Origin of the sequence: Streptomyces sp. NPDC020379 (assembly GCF_044387105.1) — a bacterium.
GTDB lineage: Bacteria > Actinomycetota > Actinomycetes > Streptomycetales > Streptomycetaceae > Streptomyces.
On sequence record NZ_JBIRVR010000025.1, the window covers coordinates 1 to 20,776 of the forward strand.

The following is a 20,776-nucleotide window of genomic DNA, read 5'->3' on the forward strand; positions in this document are numbered from 1 at the left end:
GGGGGGGGGGTTGGGGGTGCCCACCGACCCCTTGGGGCCCCGCGCGGGGGTTAAACTTTTACTTTATATCTGGTTGTCCCGCAAAAAACCCGGGGGGGGGGGGGGGGGCCCCCCCCCCCGGCCCCCCCGCCGACGCACGTCACTGCCTCCCCGTCAGCCCCGGGCGAGCTCGCGGAGCGCGACGTTGAGTTTGAGGACGTTGACGCGCTCCTCACCCATGAAGCCGAGGATGCGGCCGTCGGTGTGCTCGTCGACGAGCTTGCGGACCCGGTCGGCCGGGAGGTGGTTGGCCTTGGCGACCCGCTCCGCCTGGAGGCGTGCGTAGGCCGGGGAGATGTCGGGGTCGAGGCCGGAGCCGGAGGCGGTGAGGGCGTCCGTCGGGACCGCCGACGGGGAGACGCCGTTGAAGGCGGCGACGTCGGCGCGGCGCTGCTGGACGCTGTCCAGCAGGACCTTGCTGTCGGCGGCGAGGTTGGAGGCGCCGGACACCACGAGCTTGTACTGCGTGTTCTCGGTGTTGGGACCGGCCGCCGAGGGGCGGCCCTGGAAGAACTTCGGGTCGGGCAGCGGGTTGCCGGCCTTGTCCTTCTCGTCGAGGGTGTAGGACTGGCCGAGCCGCTCGGAGCCCACCGACCTGCCGCCCGCCTTGATCTCGGAGCCGTTGGCCTTGTCGTGGAAGGCCGCCTGGGCGATGCCGGTGACGACGAGGGGGTAGATCACCCCGCAGATGACCGTGAGGACGAGCAGGGCCCGCAGGCCCGCGCCGGCCAGCCGGGCCGTGCCGCGTACGGAGTTGTTCATGGTGTGGTCACCCGATGCCAGGGATGAGGGAGATGAGCAGGTCGATGATCTTGATGCCGATGAACGGGGCGATCAGGCCGCCCAGTCCATAGACGGTGAGGTTGCGCCGGAGCATGCTGTCCGCGCTCATCGGCCGGTAGCGCACGCCCTTGAGGGCGAGCGGCACCAGGGCCACGATGACCAGCGCGTTGAAGATGACGGCCGACAGGATCGCGGTCTGCGGGCTGTGCAGGCTCATGACGTTGAGCTTGTCCAGGCCCGGGTAGGCCACCGCGAACATCGCGGGGATGATCGCGAAGTACTTCGCGACGTCGTTGGCGATCGAGAAGGTGGTCAGCGCGCCGCGCGTGATCAGGAGCTGCTTGCCGATCTCGACGATCTCGATGAGCTTGGTGGGGTTGGAGTCCAGGTCCACCATGTTCCCGGCCTCCTTGGCGGCCGAGGTGCCGGTGTTCATGGCCACGCCCACGTCCGCCTGGGCCAGCGCGGGGGCGTCGTTGGTGCCGTCGCCCGTCATCGCGACGAGCTTGCCACCGGCCTGCTCGCGCTTGATGAGCGCCATCTTGTCCTCGGGGGTGGCCTCCGCGAGGAAGTCGTCGACACCCGCCTCCTCGGCGATGGCCTTGGCCGTCAGCGGGTTGTCACCCGTGATCATGACGGTCTTGATGCCCATCGCGCGCAGCTCGTCGAACCGCTCGCGCATGCCCTCCTTGACGACGTCCTTGAGGTGGATGACGCCCAGGACGCGGGCGCCCTTGTCGTCCTCCACCGCGACCAGCAGCGGCGTGCCGCCGGCCTGCGAGATGTCGTCCGTCAGCTTGGTCGCGTCCTCGGCGACCGTGCCGCCCTGCTCCTTCACCCAGGCGACGACCGAACCGGTCGCGCCCTTGCGGACCTTGCGGCTGCCGCCCGCCTCGGTCACGTCCACACCCGACATGCGGGTCTGCGCCGTGAAGGGGATCCACTCCGCCCCGACGAGCTCGCCCTCGTGCCGCTCGCGCAGGCCGTACTTCTCCTTGGCGAGGACGACGATCGACCGGCCCTCGGGCGTCTCGTCGGCCAGCGAGGAGAGCTGGGCGGCGTCCGCCACCTCGGCGGCCATGGTGCCCTTGACGGGCACGAACTCGGCGGCCTGGCGGTTGCCGTAGGTGATGGTGCCGGTCTTGTCGAGCAGCAGCGTGGAGATGTCACCGGCCGCCTCGACCGCGCGGCCGGACATCGCCAGCACATTGCGCTGGACGAGCCGGTCCATGCCGGCGATGCCGATGGCGGAGAGCAGCGCGCCGATGGTGGTCGGGATCAGGCAGACCACCAGAGCCGCGAGCACGATCATCGACTGCTCGGCGTGGGCGTAGATCGCGAACGGCTGGAGCGTGACGACGGCCAGCAGGAAGACGATCGTGAGCGAGGCCAGCAGGATGTTCAGCGCGATCTCGTTCGGCGTCTTCTGCCGGGCCGCGCCCTCGACCAGGTTGATCATCCGGTCGATGAAGGTCTCGCCCGGCTTCGTCATGATCTTCACGACGATGCGGTCGGAGAGCACCTTCGTGCCGCCGGTGACGGCCGAGCGGTCGCCGCCGGACTCGCGGATGACCGGCGCCGACTCGCCCGTGATCGCGGACTCGTCGACGCTCGCGACACCTTCGACGACGTCACCGTCGCCGGGGATGATGTCACCGGCCTCGCAGACGACGAGGTCGCCCACGCGCAGGTCGGTGCCGGGCACCGACTCCTCCGTGCCGCCGTTCAGACGGCGCGCGACGGTGTCGGTCTTGGCCTTGCGCAGGGTGTCCGCCTGCGCCTTGCCACGCCCCTCGGCGACGGCCTCGGCGAGGTTGGCGAAGATGACGGTCAGCCACAGCCAGACGGTGATCGCCCAGCCGAACCAGGCGCCCGGGTCCTTGAGCGCCAGCCCGGTGGTGAACACCGAGCCGACCTCGACCACGAACATCACCGGGGACTTCACCATCACCCGGGGGTCGAGCTTGCGGAACGCGTCCGGCAGCGACTTCAGCAGCTGCGCCGGGTCGAAGAGCCCACCGGAGACGCGGCCGGCCTCCTCGGAGCCGTGCGGACGCTCCTCCCCGGGCCCTTCGGGGGCGGTACGGACAGGGGTGGTCGTGCTCATGAGAGTCCCTCCGCCATCGGGCCAAGGGCCAGTGCCGGGAAGTAGGTCAAGCCGGTGATGATCAGGATCGCGCCCACGAGGAGGCCGGCGAAGAGCGGCTTCTCGGTGCGCAGGGTGCCCGCGGTCTCGGGCACGGGCGTCTGCTCGGCCAGCGAACCGGCCAGCGCCAGGACGAAGACCATCGGCAGGAAGCGCCCGAGGAGCATCGCGAGGCCGATCGTGGTGTTGTACCACTGCGTGTTGGCGTTCAGGCCGGCGAAGGCCGAGCCGTTGTTGTTGGCGCCGGAGGTGAAGGCGTAGAGCACCTCGGAGAAGCCGTGCGCGCCGCTGCCGTCCACGGAGTTGCCCGCGACGTTGAGCATCGAGTGCGGCGGGGTCGCCAGCGCCATGGACAGGGCCGTGAAGCCCAGGACCAGCGTCGGGGTGATGAGGATGTAGCAGGCCGCGAGCTTGATCTCGCGGGTGCCGATCTTCTTCCCGAGGTACTCGGGCGTACGGCCGACCATCAGGCCCGCGATGAAGACCGCGATGATCGCCATGACGAGCATGCCGTAGAGGCCGGAGCCCACGCCGCCGGGCGCGATCTCGCCGAGCATCATGCCGAGCAGCGCGATGCCGCCGCCGAAGCCGGTGAAGGACGAGTGGAAGCCGTCCACCGCGCCGGTCGAGGTCAGGGTGGTGGAGGTCGCGAAGATCGATGTGCCGCCGATGCCGAAGCGCTGCTCCTTGCCCTCCAGCGCGCCGCCCGCGGCCTGGAGCGCCGCGCCGCCGTGGTGGAACTCGGTCCACATCATCAGCGCGGTGAAGCCGAGCCAGATCAGGCCCATGGTGGCGAGGATCGCGTAGCCCTGCTTGACGTTGCCCACGAGCTTGCCGAAGGTGCGCGTCAGCGAGAAGGGGATGACGAGGATCAGGAAGATCTCGAAGAGGTTGGTGAAGGCATTGGGGTTCTCGAACGGGTGGGCGGAGTTGGCGTTGAAGTAGCCACCGCCGTTGGTGCCGAGCTCCTTGATGGCCTCCTGCGAGGCCACGGCGCCGCCGTTGACCTGCTGGGTACCGCCGGCGAGCTGCCCGATGTCGTGGATGCCCGCGAAGTTCTGGATCGCGCCGCACGCGACGAGCACGACCGCGGCGATCACGGAGACCGGGAGCAGGATGCGGACCGTGCCGCGCACCAGGTCGGACCAGAAGTTGCCCAGCTCACCGGTGCGGGAGCGGGCGAAGCCCCGTACGAGCGCGACGGCGACGGCCATGCCGACGGCGGCGGAGACGAAGTTCTGGACGGCGAGGCCGAGGGTCTGGACGGCGTGGCCCATGGCCTGCTCGCCCGAGTACGACTGCCAGTTGGTGTTGGAGACGAACGAGGCGGCGGTGTTGAACGCCTGGTCCGGGCTGATCGCGGTGAAGCCGAGGGAGAGCGAGTGCGGCAGGACGCCCTGGATCCGCTGGATCAGGTACAGGAAGAGCAGGCTCGCCGCGGAGAAGGCGAGGATGCCGCGCAGGTAGGCGGGCCAGCGCATCTCGGCGTCGGGGTTGGCGCCGATCGAGCGGTAGATCCACTTCTCGACGCGCAGGTGCTTCTCGGAGCTGTAGGCACGGGCCATGTAGTCGCCCAGCGGGCGGTGGACCAGCGCCAGCGCCGCGACGAGCGCGGTGAGCTGGAGGACTCCGGAAAGGACGGGGCTCATATCTTTGCTAGAACCTCTCCGGGAAAACGAGGGCGAGGATCAGGTAGCCCAGCAGGGCGACGGCCACGACCAGGCCGACGATGTTCTCGACGGTCACAGCTTCGTCACCCCCTTGGCGACGAGAGCCACCAGCGCGAAGACCGCGATCGTGGTGACGACGAAGGCCACGTCGGCCATCGTGTGCTCCTAGAGAGTTCGGATATGAACGGACTCCCAAAGCAAACCTCTGTTGTCACGGTGCGAGCGCCCCGTTGACGCCTCTCATACGGCCATTAGCGCCCCCTTGACGGATTCCATACGCGCACCGCCCTGACCTGCTAAAACGCCGCTGGGCCGCAACCCCGGATCGGGGTCGCGGCCCAGCGGAACGGCGTAATCCAGCCGTTTGACGAGCGGTTTTCAGCGCACCTCGGAGATCTCCGGGCCGCGCTCCAGGCGGTCCACACCGCCGGCGAAGCGCGAGGCGCCGTCCTCGTCCTGCTGCTGGAGGCCCTCGGCGACCATCTGCGCGTCGTCCGGCAGCTTCAGCACGATCGGGTCCCGGGGCGCCATCGGGGACTCGCCGCGCACGACGACGGTGTCCTGGAAGATCTGCTCCAGCAGCCCGGCGGTCTGCGGCTGCACCGCGCCCTGGCCCGAGATGACACCGCGCAGGAACCAGCGCGGGCCGTCACAGCCCACGAAGCGGACGAGCTGGACGCCCTGGGTGCCATCCGGCAGCGCGACCGGCACCTGGGCCCGCAGCTCCCAGCCCAGCGGGCCCTGGACCTCGTCCACGACGCCGCCCTGCTGGGTGATGCCGGAGGCGATCTCCTCCCGCACCTCGTGCCAGATGCCCTCGCGCTTGGGGGCGGCGAACGCCTGGAGCTGCACGGCGCTGTCGCGCAGCACCACCGTCGCGGCGACGATGGCGTCACCGGCGACCTCGACCCTCAGCTCCATGCCCTCGACCCCGGGCACGAACAGTCCGCCCAGGTCCACGCGGCCCTCCGCGGGGTCGCGGACCTCGGAGAGGTCCCACGGCCCGTCGGGGCGCGGCTCCGGCTCCAGCCGGAGCCGGCTCTCGGCCGCGATGTCCTCTGCGGACGCGTTGGAGAGGGAGTCCTCAGCCAACTCCTCGGAGGTCACGTCGTCGACCTGGTCGACGGCGTCCTCCCCGCGCTTGCGGCGACGACCGAACACGTCACTGTCCTTCCCGGTCGCTTGCGACCGAAGCGAATCCATACCCCACGGCAGCGTGGCCACCGGTGGACCCGAAGCCCCCTTCGGCCCGTGCCGAGCCTGGAAGCTCCGCCACCTCGTGGAAGCGGACCTTCTCGACCTGCTGGACAACCAATTGGGCGATCCGGTCGAACCTCTCGAACCGCACGGTCTCGCGCGGGTCCAGATTGACCACAATCACCTTGATCTCTCCACGGTACCCGGCATCGATGGTCCCCGGGGCATTCACCATGGAGACCCCGCACCTGGCGGCGAGACCCGAACGCGGGTGCACGAAGGCGGCGTAACCGTCGGGCAGCGCGATGGCGATCCCGGTGGGCAGCACCAGCCGCTCCCCCGGCGCCAGCTCGGCGGCCTCGGTGGTGACCAGGTCGCAGCCGGCGTCGCCGGGGTGGCCGTAGGAGGGGACGGGCACCTCCGGGTCGACCCTGCGGATCAGCACATCCAGCGGCATACGGCTCACGGGTTCACCTCAAAAGCTCGCGCGACCTTCACCTGGTCGGGGTCGGCCAGGGCGGCCTGGATCTCGGTGGCTCGGCCGTTCTCGATGAAGTGGTCGACCTTGACCTCGATGAACACCGCTTCCGCCTGGACCGCGACGGGGCCCTCCGGGCCGCCGATCCGGCCGGTGGCCGTGGCGTAGATCTTACGGCCGTGCACGGCGCGGACCTCGGCCGCGAGGTGCAGCACGGTGTCCACGGGCACGGGCCGTACGTAGTCCGTCTCCAGCCGTCCGGTCACCGCGATCACCCGCAGCAGCCAGCCCAGCGAGCCCAGCGTCTCGTCGAGCGCCGTGGCGAGCACACCGCCGTGCGCGAGACCGGGGGCGCCCTGATGCGCCTCCTTGACGCGGAACTCCGCGGTGACGCTCACGCCCTCACCGGCGCGCACCTCGACGTGCAGACCGTGCGGGACGCCTCCGCCGCAGCCGAAGCAGTATTCGTAGTGCGCCCCGATGATCTCCCCGGGCGCGGGCGCGTCCGCGTGCCGCACCGGTGGCTCGGCCCCGGGCGGCAGCTTCGGCGTAGTCGTTCGTCCACTCACAGGGGCTGACCTTACCCGCGGGAGCAGGGCCCGGTCCCGTCCGTGGCAGGCTTGGTCCCATGCAGCCTTATGAAGAACGCCTGACCGCGCCCCGATCCTGGTGGTTCATCGCGGTGCTCGTCGGGGTCGCCATGGCGCTGATTCTGCTGCCGCTGGGCACCATCCCGATGCTGGGCGGGCTCGTCGGCGGAGCGGCCCTCGCGTCCATCGCGGTCAGCTCCTACGGCTCGGTGCGCATCCGCGTCGTGAGCGGCGCCCTCGTCGCCGGCGACGCGCGGATCCCGGTGACGGCACTGGGTACGCCGGAGGTCCTGGACGCGGAGGAGGCCCGCGCCTGGCGCACGCACAAGGCCGACACCCGCGCCTTCATGCTGCTGCGCGGCTACGTCCCCACGGCGGTGCGCGTCGAGATCACCGACCCCGCGGACCCCACGCCGTACGTCTACCTCTCCACCCGCTCCCCCGAGCGCCTGGCGGCGGCCCTGGCGGGCGCGCGCGCCTAGGGTGCTCAGGGGGAGCCGGGCTCCGGCAGGAGGGCGTCCCAGGGGACCTGTCGGGTGCGCAGGTCCTTGCGGACCTTCTCGGCGAGCCTCTTGGTGTCGCGGCGGTTCATGACCGCGCCCACGGTCGCGCCGATCATGAACGGCGTGAGGTTGGGCAGATTGCGGAAGGTGCGCTTGAGGACCTGCTGGCGCAGCTCGCGCCGCAGCTGGCCGCCGAGGGCCGCGTTGACGGTCAGAGGCGAGGTGACGTCGATGCCGCGCTCCTCGGCCCACGCCCCGAGATAGGCGACCGCGCGCTGGCGCACGGTGCCGGGGGCCCGCAGGCCGTAGACCTCGTGCAGCTCGGCGATGAGCTTGAACTCCACCGCGGCGACGCCGACGATCTCGGCCGCCAGCTCGGCGGGCATCGCCGGCGGGACCGGCAGCATGGCCGCGGCGCCGACGCCGGCGCCCACGGTGGACGTGCCGTACGCGGCGCCCGCGACCAGTTTGTCCGCGAGCTCCTCCGGGCCGAGGCCCGGAAACTGCTCGCGCAGGGTCGCGAGATCGCGCACCGGGACGCGTGGGGCGTTCGCGATGATCCGATCGGCCACGGCGGTCAGTCCCGCCCTCGCCCCCCGGCCGCCCTTCCTGGCGCCACGGCCGACAGCCGCGGCGAGCGAGGCCGCACGGCCCCGCTCGACGTCTGTGCCGGCCCCGGCGGCAGGGGTGGTGTCCACGGCGCCGACGGTGACGTCGGCGTCCTCGGCACCCTCCTGCCGTGCGGCGTCGCCCTCAGGTCCGGTGGTCGGTCCGGACCGCTGGGAGCGCCGCTTGCGAAACGGGATCGAGCCTGCCATGCAGACCCGCTCCTCACTCGCAGTCGCGGCAGATCGGCTGACCGTTCTTCTCGCGGGCCAGCTGGCTGCGGTGGTGCACGAGGAAGCAGCTCATGCAGGTGAACTCGTCGGCCTGCCGCGGCAGGACCCGGACGGACAGCTCCTCGTTGGAGAGGTCCGCGCCGGGCAGCTCCAGGCCCTCGGCGGCCTCGAAGTCGTCGACGTCGACCGTTGAAGCGGACTTGTCGTTCCGCCGGGCCTTCAGCTCCTCGATGCTGTCCTCATTGACGTCATCGTCGGTCTTGCGTGGGGTGTCGTAATCCGTTGCCATGTCGCTCTCCCCCTCTGGGTGTCTGCGGTGTCTCCAGCGCACGTAACGCGTGAGAGGCCGGACTTGTGCCCGACCCGAGGCGGAGATTTTGCCTCACATCAAGGTCTGTTACTCAATCGACACCCAACCGCACACCTGAAGAGGTGATGGGGATGGATGGCGAACGGGACCGTACACGGTCCGGATGCCGCATGTGGATACGCCATCACGTGTACTTCCCGTGATCAGGACCCCCGGAAACCCCCATTTTCCCGGCGTTCCGTCGGTCCCGATGATCACGGAGAGTGGATGGCCGGAAGTTTGCGCATGTGAGCGATCACACACGCCACCGGCTGGGGGCGGACCATGAAAATTCCGCCCAAAGCGAACCTTCGGCCGCCCTATTCTCGCAGAAATTCTCAGGTCGGAAGTACCACTCTCATGATCAACCCACCCCCGTCGCGCGGCTCGGCGGTGATCCGGCCGCCGTGCGCGCGGGCGACGGAGCGGACGATCGACAGCCCGAGACCCACGCCCTTGTCGCTGCCGGTCCGCTCGGTGCGCAGGCGGCGGAACGGCTCGAAGATGTTGTCCAGCTCGTACGCCGGGACGATGGGGCCGGTGTTCTCCACGACCAGCACCGCCTGGCCCGGCTGGGCCTCGGTGGTGACCTCGACCCAGCCGTCGGCCGCGTTGTAGCGCACGGCGTTCTGCACGAGGTTGAGCGCGATGCGCTCCAGGAGCACGCCGTTGCCCTGCACGACCGCGGGCTGCCGGGTGCCGCGCAGCTCCACGCCCTTGGCCTGGGCCTCCGCGCGCGTCTGGTCGATGGCCTGGGAGGCCACCTCCGCGAGGTCGACGGGCTTGCGGTCCACGATCTCGTTGTCGCTGCGCGCGAGCAGCAGCAGGCCCTCCACGAGCTGCTCGCTGCGCTCGTTGGTGGCCAGCAGGGTCTTGCCGAGCTGCTGGAGCTCGGGGGACGCCCCCGGGTCGGAGAGGTGGACCTCCAGCAGGGTGCGGTTGATGGCGAGCGGCGTGCGCAGCTCGTGCGAGGCGTTGGCCACGAAGCGCTGCTGCGCGGTGAACGCCCGCTCCAGCCGGTCGAGCATCTCGTCGAAGGTGTCCGAGAGCTCCTTCAACTCGTCCTCCGGGCCGCCCAGTTCGATCCGCCGGGAGAGGTCCGTGGCGGCGACCCGGCGGGCCGTGCGCGTCATCTTGCCGAGCGGCGAGAGGACCCGGCCCGCCATGGCGTAGCCGAAGGCGAAGGCGATCACGGCGAGGCCGAGGAGGGCCAGCAGGGAGCGCTTGAGGAGCGTGTCGAGCGCTCCGGCGCGCAGGTTGGCCTGGCAGGTGCTCAGGACGTGGTTCAGCTCGGTACTGGTACCCCCCGACTGGAGCTGGGGGCAGAGCGCCGGGTTCTCGACGACGAACTGGGTGCCGCCCGTCAGCCTGACCAGCGGCTGGCTGCCGACGTCGAGGGCGTTGGCCGCCAGCAGATAGATGATCGTGAGCAGCAGCACGCCGGCCATCAGGAACATCCCGCCGTAGAGCAGGGTGAGGCGTATCCGGATGGTCGGGCGCAGCCAGGGGAACGGCCGTACGACGGGCTGGCGGGGGTCCCAGCTGGGCTTCGGCGGGGTCTGCGGGGCCGCGGGCGGTGTGGGGGTGCCGGGCATCGGGCGTCAGATCCGGTATCCGGAGCCGGGCACGGTGATGATCACCGCGGGCTCCCCGAGCTTGCGGCGGAGTGTCATGACCGTGACGCGGACGACGTTGGTGAAGGGGTCGGTGTTCTCGTCCCACGCCTTCTCCAGGAGCTGCTCGGCCGAGACGACCGCGCCCTCGCTGCGCATGAGCACCTCCAGCACCGCGAACTCCTTGGGCGCCAGCTGCACCTCCCGGCCCTCGCGGAAGACCTCGCGGCGGTTGGGGTCCAGCTTGATGCCGGCCCGCTCCAGGACGGGCGGCAGCGCCACCGTCGTACGGCGGCCGAGGGCGCGTACGCGCGCGGTGAGCTCGCTGAAGGCGAAGGGTTTGGGCAGATAGTCGTCGGCGCCGATCTCCAGGCCCTCCACGCGGTCGCTGACGTCGCCGGAGGCGGTCAGCATCAGGACGCGGGTGGGCATGCCGAGCTCGACGACCTTGCGGCACACGTCGTCGCCGTGGACGAGGGGAAGGTCGCGGTCGAGGACGATGACGTCGTAGTCGTTGACGGCGACGCGCTCGAGCGCGGCCGCTCCGTCGTACACGACGTCGACGGCCATGGCCTCCCGGCGCAATCCGGTGGCGACGGCATCGGCGAGCAGTTGCTCGTCCTCGACGACGAGTACGCGCACGGCGTTGATCCTTCCCTTGGCGCCCTTGGTCAGGGCAGGCATGTCGGTTCTTCGGTGGGTGTGTCCATCCTGCCTCCTACGCCGGTAAACCGGCTGTAAGGGGCGCCGGGGGCGGTCGTGGCAGGACGTGTGGCCCCGGCGTGGTTCCGGATTGCCGGACGGCCGCAGGTTTCCCCGCGGACGGCGGTGGGGAAGACGACTGCACACCCGCGATCACGCCCGAGCAGCGGCACGTCACGATCGGCCGCCGTCCGAAGGGGCAGGGTGTGATCGTCTCTCCCCCGGTCCCCGCCGGGGGTGACCCCCAGGCACACCCCCGTGCCGCCGAGCCGACCCTGGAGGGGGCGCAGCACTATGGACGCGTTCACCGCTGGCATTCTGCAGCGCATAGAGAGCACCCGGTCCGACCTGGACCAGGCCCGCAGGTCGGGCGACGAATTCCTCGCCGAGGTGGAACAGGCGGCGCTGGAGGACCTGCACCGCCTCGCGGCGGAGCACGGCGTCGAAGTCTCTGCGGCCTAGCCGTAGCCGCTCGCCGCTGGGCTCACCCGGCCCCTGCACCTGTTTTGGTGCGGGGGTCTTTCTTCTGCCCGGATGAAGCCCCGCCAGAAACGACCAGGCCACGGTCCGGGGGACCGTGGCCCGTCTGCCGCGTCAGCACATTGGGGTACGGGCCGACGTCGGCTTGCCGCAGGGGCAATGCTCTTCATGACGCCGGGGGCCTCAGAAACCCAGGATTTCGGCCCAGAGAGTGTTGGATCGGATGGTGTTGTTCACAAAGCCGTCCCACTGCTGGGCCTTGGCACCGTTGCTGCGCGAGGAATTCTCGATTTCCAGGCTCTTGCCACTGCTGCTGGTGATCAGCGTGGCACCGAACATCTTCGCGTAACTGATCTTCCACTTCGCGCCGGCCTGGCCATTGCAGTCCCACTGCTGGGCCTTGGCACCGTTACGGCCTGAGGAATTCTCAATCTCCAGGCACTTACCACTGTTCTGATTGACGATGTAGCGGTAGCCCCCGCCGGCGTCCCTGGTGTACCACCGCGAACCGGCCTGCCCATTGCAGTCCCACTGCTGGGCCTTGGCGCCATTACTACGCGAGGAGTTCTCGATCTCCAGGCACTTCCCGCTGCTCTCATTACGAAACGAGGTGTAACTGACGGCAGACGCCGAGGATGCTCCAGTGGTCATAACCATGGTCGAAGCCGCAATCGCCACACCAGTGATCAATGCTGCTCGCTTGGTCTTCAAGGTCATCTCCTGAAAGAACGGAGGGGGCGGCACAACGGATCCGGCCGGGCTCCCCCCTCAGCCCCGGCCTCCGCTTTCCGCAAGAAGTAACACCAATTGGGGAGCAAGCTCAACTTGTGGTCCGAATTCCCCTACATTCCTCTACCGGGATCGAAAACAAGCCACCCCGGATGGCAAATGAGCCACTCCGGACGGCATATCGCGCAATCGCGGCCCTGTTTCCTCAGTCGTGCCAGGCGCCCAGGTCCTCCAGGCGCCCCTGGAGCCGCTCGAAGAGCGCCGGTGGCGCCGCCACCGTCAGCTCCGTGGACGCCGCCTCGCCGGGCCGGCCGCCGGTGAGCGCGCCCGCCTCGCGGGCGATCAGGGCCCCGGCCGCGTAGTCCCAGGGGTTGAGCCCCCGCTCGTAGTAGCCGTCCAGCCGGCCGCAGGCCACGTCGCACAGGTCGATGGCCGCGGACCCGCCGCGCCGGATGTCGCGGACCTCCGGGAGCAGGCTGCGCAGGACCTCCGCCTGGGCGGCCCGGCGGGCGGTGAGATAGCCGAAGCCGGTGCCGATCAGGGCCTGGCCCAGGGACGGCGCGGGGCGGACGGCGAGCCGCCTGCCGCCCAGGAACGCGCCGCGGCCGCGCACCGCGCTGTAGGTCTCGCCCCGGACGGGCGCCGCGACCACGCCGACGACCGCCTCGCCGTCGATCTCGGCGGCTATCGACACGGCCCAGGAGGGCAGCCCGTAGAGATAGTTGACCGTGCCGTCGACCGGGTCGACGACCCAACGCACCCCGCTGCTGCCCGCGCTGCTGGCACCCTCCTCGCCGAGCACCCCGTCGGCGGGGCGCCGCTCGGCGAGGAAGCCGGTGATCAGCTTCTCGGCGGCGATGTCCATCTCGGTGACGACGTCGATGGGGCTGGTCTTGGTCGCGGCGACGCCCAGGTCGGCCGGGCGGCCGTCCCTGAGCAGGGCGCCGGCCCGCTCCGCGGCCTCCAGGGCCACGGCCAGGAGTTCGTCCTTCAGGATGTCGCTCACAGTGCTCCTTTACGCGTAGGGGCTGTCGGCTCCGGCGGCGGCCGGGCGGGGGGCCCGGGCCGGGCAGCAGCCGACGGGACAGAGGTCGTGGGAGGGGCCGAGCGCGCCGAGCGCGCAGCGCCGCGGGTCGAGGCCGCGCTCGGTGGCGGCCCGCTCCAGCACCAGCTCGCGGACGGCGGCCGCGAAGCGCGGATCCGCTCCGACGGTGGCCGCGCGGGCGACCGGCAGGCCGAGCTCGGCGGCCTTGGCGGTGGCCTCGGTGTCGAGGTCGTACTTGACCTCCATGTGGTCCGAGACGAAGCCGATCGGGACCATCACGACCGCCTCGGCGCCCGCGCCGTGCAGGGTCTCCAGGTGGTCGCAGATGTCGGGTTCGAGCCAGGGGATGTGCGGGGCGCCGCTGCGGGACTGGTAGACGAGCCGCCAGGGGTGCTCGACGCCGGTCTCCTCGCGGACCGCGTCGGCGACCAGCCGGGCGACCTCGAGGTGCTGCGCGACGTAGGCGCCGCCGTCACCGTGGCCCTCGACGGGGCCCGAGGTGTCCGCCGCGGCCGTGGGGATGGAGTGCGTGGTGAAGGCGAGGTGTGCGCCCTCCCGGACGTCCTCGGGGAGAGCGGCGAGCGCCGCGAGGGTCGCCTCGGCCATGGGCCGGACGAAGCCGGGGTGGTTGAAGTAGTGCCGCAGCTTGTCGACGCGCGGCGGTGTGATCCCCTCGCCCTCCAGGGCGGCCAGGGCGTCGGCGAGGTTCTCGCGGTACTGCCGGCAGCCGGAGTACGAGGCGTAGGCGCTGGTGGCGAGCGTCAGGACGCGGCGGTGCCCCGCGGCGGCCATCTCGCGCAGGGTGTCGGTCAGATACGGGGCCCAGTTGCGGTTGCCCCAGTGAACCGGCAGGTCGATGCCGTGGTCGGCGAACTCCTTGCGCAGCGCGGCCAGCAGCTCGCGGTTCTGGTCGTTGATCGGGCTGACGCCGCCGAAGAGGAAGTAGTGCTGCCCGACCTCCTTGAGCCGCTCGCGGGGGATCCCGCGGCCCCGGGTGACGTTCTCCAGGAACGGGACGACGTCGTCCGGGCCTTCGGGGCCGCCGAAGGAAAGCAGCAACAGGGCGTCGTACGGGGCTGTTGCTCGCTGGTCTGCTGGCTGATCCGACATGGTCCGATCCTGCCACCCGTCACTGACAGGCAGGAAATGGCCGTGCGTCGCGCACCCGTACGCACGTAAGCTGTATCGGCCACTTACATCCCTTACCGGCACCCTCATCCACTGTCAACCTCCTCGGTTCACCCCCCGATCCCCTGGCGGCTCCCTTGCCCAGTCCTTACCGCGAAATATTCGCCGCCCCCGGCTCCAGAAGCTTCTCCGCCGCCGGGTTCCTCGGCCGGATGCCGCTGTCGATGATGGGTATCGGCATCGTGACGATGGTGTCCCAGCTGACCGGCCGGTACGGGCTGGCGGGCGCGCTGTCCGCGACCCTGGCCATCTCGGCGGCCGTCGTCGGCCCGCAGATATCCCGGCTCGTCGACCGGCACGGACAGCGCCGGGTGCTGCGCCCGGCGACGCTGGTCTGCGTGATCGCCGTCGCGGGGCTGCTGCTCAGCGCGCAGCAGCGCTGGCCCGACTGGACGCTCTTCGTCTTCGCCGCCGCCGCGGGCTGCGTGCCCAGCGTGGGCTCGATGGTGCGGGCCCGCTGGGCGGCGATCCACAGCGGCAGCCGCGAGCTGCACACCGCGTACTCCTTCGAGTCCGTGGTCGACGAGGTGTGCTTCATCTTCGGCCCGATCCTCTCGATCGGCCTGTCCACGGCGTGGTTCCCCGAGGCGGGCCCGTTGCTGGCCGCCGTGTTCCTGGCCGTGGGCGTCCTCTGGCTGACCGCGCAGCGCTCCACCGAGCCCGTGCCGCACCCCCGCGAGCACCACCACGGCGGCTCGGCGCTGCGCTCCCCCGGGCTCCAGGTGCTGGTGGTGACGTTCGTGGCCACGGGCGCGATCTTCGGGACGATCGACGTGGTGACCGTCGCCTTCGCCGAGGAGCAGGGCCACAAGGCGGCGGCGAGCCTGGTGCTCTCGGTCTACGCGCTGGGCTCCTGCCTGGCCGGCGTCGTCTTCGGGCTGCTGCGCCTCAAGGGCGAGCCGGCCCGCCGCTGGCTGCTGGGCGTCTGCGCGATGGCCGTGAGTATGATCCCCCTCCAACTGGTCGGGAGCCTGCCGCTCCTGGCCGTGGCGCTCTTCGTCGCGGGCCTGTTCATCGCGCCGACCATGGTGACGACGATGGCCCTCGTCGAACAGCACGTACCGCGCGCGAAGCTGACCGAGGGCATGACCTGGACGAGCACCGGGCTCGCGGTCGGGGTGGCGCTGGGCTCGTCGGCCGCCGGCTGGGTCGTCGACGACGCCGGGGCGAGGGCGGGGTACGTGGTGTGCGTGGTGGCGGGTGCGCTCTCGGCCGCGGTGGCGTTCCTCGGCTACCGCCGGCTCCGCACGCCGGCGCCGCAGCGGCCGGGGGGACCCGCGCCGCAGGCAAGGGGAGGGTCCGACGCACATGACGAGAACGACCGGAACCAAGAGCAGTACGACGACCGGGACAAGGGGCGCGTGGCGTAACTGGGCGGGGAACGTCACCGCCCGCCCCGCGCGGACCGTGGCACCGGCGAGCACCGCGGAGCTCGCCGAGGCGGTGGCACGGGCCGCCTCGGACGGCCTGAAGATCAAGGCGGCCGGCACCGGCCACTCCTTCACCGCGGTGGCCGCCACGGAGGGACTGCTGATCCGCCCGGAGCGGCTGACCGGACTGCGGGCGGTCGACCGGGCGGCGGGGACGGTGACCGTGGCCGCCGGGACCACGCTCCGGCAGCTGAACACAGCGCTGTCCGCGCACGGCCTGTCGCTGGCCAACATGGGCGACATCATGGAGCAGACCGCCTCGGGCGCGGTCAGCACCGGCACCCACGGCACGGGCCGCGACTCCGCCTCGCTCGCCGCCCAGGTGCGTGGCCTGGAGCTGGTGACGGCGGACGGCTCGGTGCTCACCTGCTCACCGCGTGAACACCCGGAGGTCTTCACGGCGGCCCGGCTGGGTCTCGGCGCGCTGGGGGTGATCACCGCGATCACCTTCGCGGTGGAGCCGGAATTCCTCCTGCGGGCCAGGGAGGAGCCGATGGCCTTCGACCGGGTCACCGCGGAGTTCGATCAGCTCGTCGCCGAGAACGAGCACTTCGAGTTCTACTGGTTCCCCCACACGACCCACTGCACCACCAAGCGCAACAACCGCAGCGCGGGCCCCGCCGCACCGCCCGGCCGCGCCGCCGCCTGGGTCGAGGACGAGCTGATAGCCAACGGCCTCTTCCAGGCCGTGTGCTCCGTGGGCCGCACCGTGCCCGCCGCGGTCCCCGGCATCGCCCGGCTCGCCGGCCGCGCCCTGTCGGCCCGCACGTACACCGACGTCGCCTACAAGGTCTTCACCAGCCCCCGGCGGGTCCGCTTCCTGGAGATGGAGTATGCCCTGCCGCGCAGTGCCGCCATGGCGGCACTGCGCGAGCTGCGCGCGACGATCGAGCGCTCACGGCTGCGGATCAGCTTCCCGGTGGAGGTACGCACCGCCCCGGCGGACGACGTCCCGCTGTCGACGGCGTACGGGCGGGACACGGCCTACGTGGCCGTGCACATGTACCGCGGCACGCCGCACCACGCGTATTTCGCGCTGACGGAGCGGATCATGACGGCGCACGGCGGGCGCCCGCACTGGGGCAAGCTGCACAGCCGCGACGCGGCGTATCTGGCCGGGGTCTACCCGCTCTTCGGGGAGTTCACCGCGCTGCGCGACCGGATGGACCCGGAGGGTGTGTTCGGCAACGCGTATCTGCGGCGCGTCCTGGGCTGAGGCTTCCGCCGCGGACGCGGACGGGCCCGGCGGTGCGGGGGGTTCCGCACCGCCGGGCCCGTCCGGCAGGAGAGGGAGTCCTACGACAGCGTGCCCTGGGTGACCGTGCCCGTGCCCGCCGCCGCGTTCTGGCCCTGCGGCGGCTTGGGGGTCTGCCCGGTCGAGCCGGTCGTGCCCTGGCCGCCCGTGGTCGTGCCGCCCTTGCCTTCGGTGCCGCCCTTGCCGCCGTCGGGCGTCGGCGTGGGGTCGGACGGGTCCGGCTTCGGGTCGGGCGTCGAACCGCCGGTGGTGCCGCCCGTACCGGACGACGTCGACGGGTTCGGCGAGGGCTTGCCCGTACCGCCGCCCTGCCCGGACGTCCCGGAGTCCGGCGAGGAGTTGTCGCCTCCGCCCTTGCCCGGCTCCCGGTCGCCCTCGTGCGAACGGCCCGGGTCGGGGCTCTCGGAGGGCGTGCGCTCCTGCTTCTTCTCCGACTTCCCGCCGCCGCCGACCAGCTGGCTGATCGTCGTGGAGTTCGTCGAGCCGTCCGCGCTCTGGTCCCTGACCAGCTCGACGGCGGTGACGGTGCCCATGGCGAGCGCGAAGACCGCGGCCGCGGCGAGCAGCGGGCGCTTCCAGCCCCACCGCAGCCGCGTGCCGTGGGTGGTGCCTGTCGTGTACTCGTCGCTCAGGCCGTCGATCTGTTCATCGGAGTACGCACCGGCGTGCGGATCCCCATACGCGCCCGCGTGCGTGCTGTGCTCCGGCGTGTGGCCCGCTCCGTGCAACAGCCGCGTCGCGTCCTCGGCGGGCAGACCTCGCGCCGCGTCGGCGGCCGGCATCATCCGCGTCGCGTCGACCTGGCCGAGCAGCTGGGTCCGGTCGGCGTCGGGCGTGGCGTCCGGTTCGAGGCGCCCCACGGCGCGCCCGGCGTCCCGCACCGGCACCTGGCGCAGCGTGGGCCTGGCCGCCTGGGTGGTCGCCACGCGGAGCTGCTCGCCGGTGCGCTTGAAGAGGTGCTGGAAGATCGTGCCGCCCGAGGTGGCCACGACACTCACCACGCCGGCGCCGAGCACGGTGCCGTACACACCGAGCTTGCCCGCGAGCAGCGCGGCCACGACCGCCGCGAGGGCGCTCCCGGCGACCTGCGCGAGGCTCAGCTCCAGGCGCTTCTTCTTGGGTTTTGCCTCGCTTTCGCCTTTGTCGTCCATCTCCCGCCTCTGTGTAGCCCTTCGATCCGTCTTGCAGCTAGAAGAGACATTCGAGCGTAACGAACAGTTCCGATTCAGGCGATTGTGTGAACCTCGACACCCGTTCGGTGGGTGCCCTCACCGACGGTCCGGATCAACTCCCTTCTCCCGCGTGAACTTCGATGGCGCGCCGATCCACGCCCAGTGGCCCGAATGGAGTACTGTGGCGAGCCCTGGTCCCGGTGTCCCGTCCGGCTGCCCGGACCCAAACGGGAGGGGCCAGGCGGCTCTCGCCCCGTCAACTCGGCAATGTTGTGGCAGGCTGCACCCGGGCAGGCCACACTCGACTAGCGGAAGCAGCGACGCAGGTGACGTCGGCAGGCACCACCCGGGAGGTCCCCATGCCCGAACTGCGTGTCGTGGCCGTCTCCAACGACGGCACACGGCTGGTGCTCAAGGCTGCGGACAGCACGGAGTACACCCTTCCCATTGACGAACGGTTGCGCGCCGCGGTGCGCAACGACCGTGCTCGCCTGGGCCAGATCGAGATCGAGGTGGAGAGCCATCTCCGCCCGCGCGACATCCAGGCGCGTATACGCGCCGGTGCCTCGGCGGAGGAAGTCGCGCAGCTGGCCGGCATTCCCGTCGAGCGGGTCCGCAGGTTCGAGGGACCGGTGCTCGCCGAGCGCGCCTTCATGGCCGAGCGCGCCCGCAAGACGCCCGTGCGCCGTCCCGGTGAGAACACCGGTCCGCCGCTCGGCGAGGCGGTCGCGGAGCGGCTCGTGCTGCGTGGCGCGGAGAAGGACAGCTCGCAGTGGGATTCCTGGCGCCGCGACGACGGCACCTGGGAAGTCCTGCTCGTCTACCGGTCGGCAGGTGAGCCGCGCGCCGCGAGCTGGACGTTCGACCCGCCGCGGCGGATCGTTCAGGCGATGGACGACGAGGCGCGGGCCCTCATCGGCGAGACCGACGACACGCCCGAGCCGAGCTTTCCCTTCGTGCCGCGCATCGCCCGGCTGCCGCGCGACCGGCCGCTGGACCGCACCCTGGACCGCCCGTCCCCGGCGCCGCCCGCTCCCCCCGCGGAGCCGGACACCGACGCCGCCGCGGAGGACACCGCCAAGGAGCGGGACTCCCTGACGAGCCTGCTCGAGGCCGTGCCCAGCTTCCGGGGTGACATGGTCGTGCCGGAGCCGCCCTCGGTGACGCCGGTGAGCGAGGAGACCGACGAGGAGGCGGAGGCCGTCGAGCCTCCGGCCGCGAGCGCGGGCGCGGGTGCCGCGTACGCCGATGTGCTGATGCCGCGTTCGGTGGCCGGTCACCGCGACCGGCTCACCGGGACGACGGACCGTCAGGCGGAGGCGGACGGCGTCCGGCCGGGCCGCCGGGCCGCGGTGCCCAGCTGGGACGAGATCGTCTTCGGCACCCGGCGCAAGAAACAGGAGTGACGGCAGAGCGACTCGAGGAGTGACCACCCGTCAACCCCGGCTGCTGCCGGGGCCATGGTGGCGCGCGCCTCGCCCGGCCTCTCCGCACGGCGGCACCGCCCGGCCCGTCGAGGGCCGGGCGCCGTCGCTCCGTTCGGCCGCTCCCGCCGGACGACAGGGGCCGGGTCAGCCCGGCTGGGGGCCCGTCGCCACGGGACGGCTCCCGTCGGAGGACCACTCGCTCCACGACCCCACGTAGAGGGCCGCGGGGATGCCCGCGACCGCCAGCGCCAGCACTTCGTGCGCGGCGGAGACGCCCGAGCCGCAGTAGACCCCCACCTCGCCGCGCGCCCCGAGGCCGGCGAAGCGCTCGGCCAGCTCCTCGGCGGGCCGGAAGCGGCCGTCCTCGGCCACATTCTCCATCGTCGGCGCGGAGAGTGCGCCGGGAATATGCCCGGCGACCGCGTCGATCGGCTCGGTCTCGCCGCGGTACCGCTCCCCCGCCCGGGCGTCCAGCAGCACCCCACGCCGTGCCAGCGCGGCCGCCCCGTCCGCGTCGAGCGACGGCAGCGCCCCCGGCGCCGGGACGAAGTCCCCTTCCGCGACCGGCGGCGCACCGGCCGCCAGGGCCCCGCCCCCGGCAGTCCACGCGGGGAGGCCGCCGTCGAGGACCCGTACGGAGTAATGACCGGCCCAGCGCAGCATCCACCACGCGCGGGCGGCCGCCCAGCCCGTGCCGCCGTCGTAGGTGACGACCTCGCGGTCGGAGCGCACCCCGGCGCGCCGCATCGCCGCGCCGAACGCCTCGACGTCCGGCAGCGGGTGCCTGCCCTGCTTCCCCGCGGGACCGGCAAGTTCGGCTTCGAGATCCACGTAGGCGGCGCCGGGGATGTGTCCCGCCTCGTACTGCGGACGGCCGGGCGGGCCGCCCATCTGGTAGCGGACGTCGAGCAGGACCGGCGGCTGCGCCCCGGCGGATGCGCTCATGAGTTCGACTGCGGTGATGAGGGGATTCATGGCCCCATCCTGGCCTAACCTCCCGCGCGGAAAGGCCCTCTGGTGGGACCGCGCACAACTGCTCGATACTGGGCGGCGATCCCGATACTGGACGGCAACGGCGCCGAAACGGAACCGAAACGCGAATTCGGGCATTCTCCTGCGGGAACACGTGGGTCCCGGCGCG

General features: G+C 71.5%; 21 protein-coding genes. 5 read left to right on the plus strand and 16 right to left on the minus strand.

The genetic code is table 11. From position 1 onward, the window contains the following. Positions 1 to 153 precede the first annotated feature (153 nt). The 7 genes from kdpC to ACH427_RS26940 all read right to left on the minus strand — a co-directional run bounded on the left by kdpC (position 154) and on the right by ACH427_RS26940 (position 6,882). Entirely contained in the window at positions 154 to 801 is a 648-nt protein-coding gene (gene kdpC, locus ACH427_RS26910; protein WP_398873402.1) for a potassium-transporting ATPase subunit KdpC, read from the minus strand. A gap of 7 nt (positions 802 to 808) precedes the next feature. Beyond that, positions 809 to 2,929: a potassium-transporting ATPase subunit KdpB gene (gene kdpB, locus ACH427_RS26915; RefSeq protein WP_398873404.1), complete on the minus strand. Its 2,121-nt coding sequence runs from the start codon at positions 2,927 to 2,929 to the stop codon at positions 809 to 811. Then, complete coding sequence (kdpA, locus tag ACH427_RS26920) at positions 2,926 to 4,617, minus strand: potassium-transporting ATPase subunit KdpA (RefSeq protein ID WP_398873406.1); 1,692 nt, start codon at positions 4,615 to 4,617, stop codon at positions 2,926 to 2,928. The genes kdpB and kdpA overlap by 4 nt, the downstream gene beginning before the upstream one ends. Positions 4,618 to 4,624: 7 nt before the next feature. Then, positions 4,625 to 4,714 carry a K(+)-transporting ATPase subunit F gene (gene kdpF, locus ACH427_RS26925; RefSeq protein ID WP_116214304.1) on the minus strand — a complete coding sequence of 30 codons (90 nt, stop codon included), beginning with the start codon at positions 4,712 to 4,714 and terminating at the stop codon, positions 4,625 to 4,627. Positions 4,715 to 5,016: 302 nt separating this feature from the next. Next, complete coding sequence (locus ACH427_RS26930; protein WP_398873547.1) at positions 5,017 to 5,730, minus strand: DUF3710 domain-containing protein; 714 nt, start codon at positions 5,728 to 5,730, stop codon at positions 5,017 to 5,019. A gap of 70 nt (positions 5,731 to 5,800) precedes the next feature. Continuing rightward, positions 5,801 to 6,301, minus strand: coding sequence for a dUTP diphosphatase (gene dut / locus ACH427_RS26935; RefSeq protein WP_398873409.1), 501 nt, complete (start codon positions 6,299 to 6,301; stop codon positions 5,801 to 5,803). After that, positions 6,298 to 6,882 (minus strand): PaaI family thioesterase, encoded by a 585-nt coding sequence (locus ACH427_RS26940; RefSeq protein ID WP_398873411.1) that lies wholly within the window; start codon positions 6,880 to 6,882, stop codon positions 6,298 to 6,300. The genes dut and ACH427_RS26940 overlap by 4 nt, the downstream gene beginning before the upstream one ends. 59 nt (positions 6,883 to 6,941) lie before the next feature. Between ACH427_RS26940 and ACH427_RS26945 the strand changes: the two genes are divergently transcribed. Next, a complete protein-coding gene (locus tag ACH427_RS26945) occupies positions 6,942 to 7,385 on the plus strand; it encodes a DUF3093 domain-containing protein (RefSeq protein ID WP_398873413.1) in 444 nt (147 codons plus the stop codon). A gap of 5 nt (positions 7,386 to 7,390) precedes the next feature. On the opposite strand, the gene ACH427_RS26950 is transcribed toward ACH427_RS26945, so the two are convergent. The 4 genes from ACH427_RS26950 to ACH427_RS26965 form a co-directional block, all read right to left on the minus strand. Continuing rightward, the gene (locus tag ACH427_RS26950; protein WP_398873415.1) at positions 7,391 to 8,224 is read right to left on the minus strand and encodes a hypothetical protein; all 834 of its coding nucleotides are present in this window, start codon (positions 8,222 to 8,224) and stop codon (positions 7,391 to 7,393) included. Positions 8,225 to 8,237: 13 nt separating this feature from the next. After that, positions 8,238 to 8,534: a DUF4193 domain-containing protein gene (locus ACH427_RS26955; protein ID WP_116214298.1), complete on the minus strand. Its 297-nt coding sequence runs from the start codon at positions 8,532 to 8,534 to the stop codon at positions 8,238 to 8,240. A 398-nt stretch (positions 8,535 to 8,932) separates the two neighbouring features. Further along, entirely contained in the window at positions 8,933 to 10,189 is a 1,257-nt protein-coding gene (locus ACH427_RS26960; protein ID WP_398873417.1) for a sensor histidine kinase, read from the minus strand. Positions 10,190 to 10,195: 6 nt separating this feature from the next. Then, the gene (locus ACH427_RS26965) at positions 10,196 to 10,849 is read right to left on the minus strand and encodes a response regulator transcription factor (protein ID WP_398873549.1); all 654 of its coding nucleotides are present in this window, start codon (positions 10,847 to 10,849) and stop codon (positions 10,196 to 10,198) included. Positions 10,850 to 11,203: 354 nt separating this feature from the next. On the opposite strand from ACH427_RS26965, the gene ACH427_RS26970 reads away from it, so the two are divergent. Then, positions 11,204 to 11,371 (plus strand): hypothetical protein, encoded by a 168-nt coding sequence (locus ACH427_RS26970; protein ID WP_366005867.1) that lies wholly within the window; start codon positions 11,204 to 11,206, stop codon positions 11,369 to 11,371. 201 nt (positions 11,372 to 11,572) lie between these two features. On the opposite strand, the gene ACH427_RS26975 is transcribed toward ACH427_RS26970, so the two are convergent. The 3 genes from ACH427_RS26975 to ACH427_RS26985 all read right to left on the minus strand — a co-directional run bounded on the left by ACH427_RS26975 (position 11,573) and on the right by ACH427_RS26985 (position 14,273). Next, positions 11,573 to 12,100, minus strand: a complete 528-nt coding sequence (locus ACH427_RS26975) for an RICIN domain-containing protein (protein ID WP_398873420.1) — start codon at positions 12,098 to 12,100, stop codon at positions 11,573 to 11,575. A gap of 223 nt (positions 12,101 to 12,323) precedes the next feature. Then, entirely contained in the window at positions 12,324 to 13,124 is an 801-nt protein-coding gene (locus tag ACH427_RS26980) for an inositol monophosphatase family protein (RefSeq protein ID WP_398873422.1), read from the minus strand. Between the two features lie 9 nt (positions 13,125 to 13,133). Beyond that, entirely contained in the window at positions 13,134 to 14,273 is a 1,140-nt protein-coding gene (locus ACH427_RS26985) for a ferrochelatase (RefSeq protein ID WP_398873424.1), read from the minus strand. A 155-nt stretch (positions 14,274 to 14,428) separates the two neighbouring features. Between ACH427_RS26985 and ACH427_RS26990 the strand changes: the two genes are divergently transcribed. Then, a complete protein-coding gene (locus ACH427_RS26990; protein WP_398873425.1) occupies positions 14,429 to 15,721 on the plus strand; it encodes an MFS transporter in 1,293 nt (430 codons plus the stop codon). Then, positions 15,660 to 16,997 (plus strand): D-arabinono-1,4-lactone oxidase, encoded by a 1,338-nt coding sequence (locus ACH427_RS26995; protein WP_398873427.1) that lies wholly within the window; start codon positions 15,660 to 15,662, stop codon positions 16,995 to 16,997. The genes ACH427_RS26990 and ACH427_RS26995 overlap by 62 nt, the downstream gene beginning before the upstream one ends. An 80-nt stretch (positions 16,998 to 17,077) precedes the next feature. On the opposite strand, the gene ACH427_RS27000 is transcribed toward ACH427_RS26995, so the two are convergent. Further along, a complete protein-coding gene (locus tag ACH427_RS27000; protein ID WP_398873429.1) occupies positions 17,078 to 18,187 on the minus strand; it encodes a hypothetical protein in 1,110 nt (369 codons plus the stop codon). 347 nt (positions 18,188 to 18,534) lie between these two features. Here ACH427_RS27000 and sepH point away from each other — a divergent pair, with 347 nt between their 5' ends. Beyond that, positions 18,535 to 19,614, plus strand: coding sequence for a septation protein SepH (sepH, locus tag ACH427_RS27005; RefSeq protein WP_398873431.1), 1,080 nt, complete (start codon positions 18,535 to 18,537; stop codon positions 19,612 to 19,614). 165 nt (positions 19,615 to 19,779) lie between these two features. On the opposite strand, the gene ACH427_RS27010 is transcribed toward sepH, so the two are convergent. Next, positions 19,780 to 20,610, minus strand: coding sequence for a sulfurtransferase (locus ACH427_RS27010; RefSeq protein WP_398873433.1), 831 nt, complete (start codon positions 20,608 to 20,610; stop codon positions 19,780 to 19,782). Between the last annotated feature and the right edge of the window lie 166 nt (positions 20,611 to 20,776).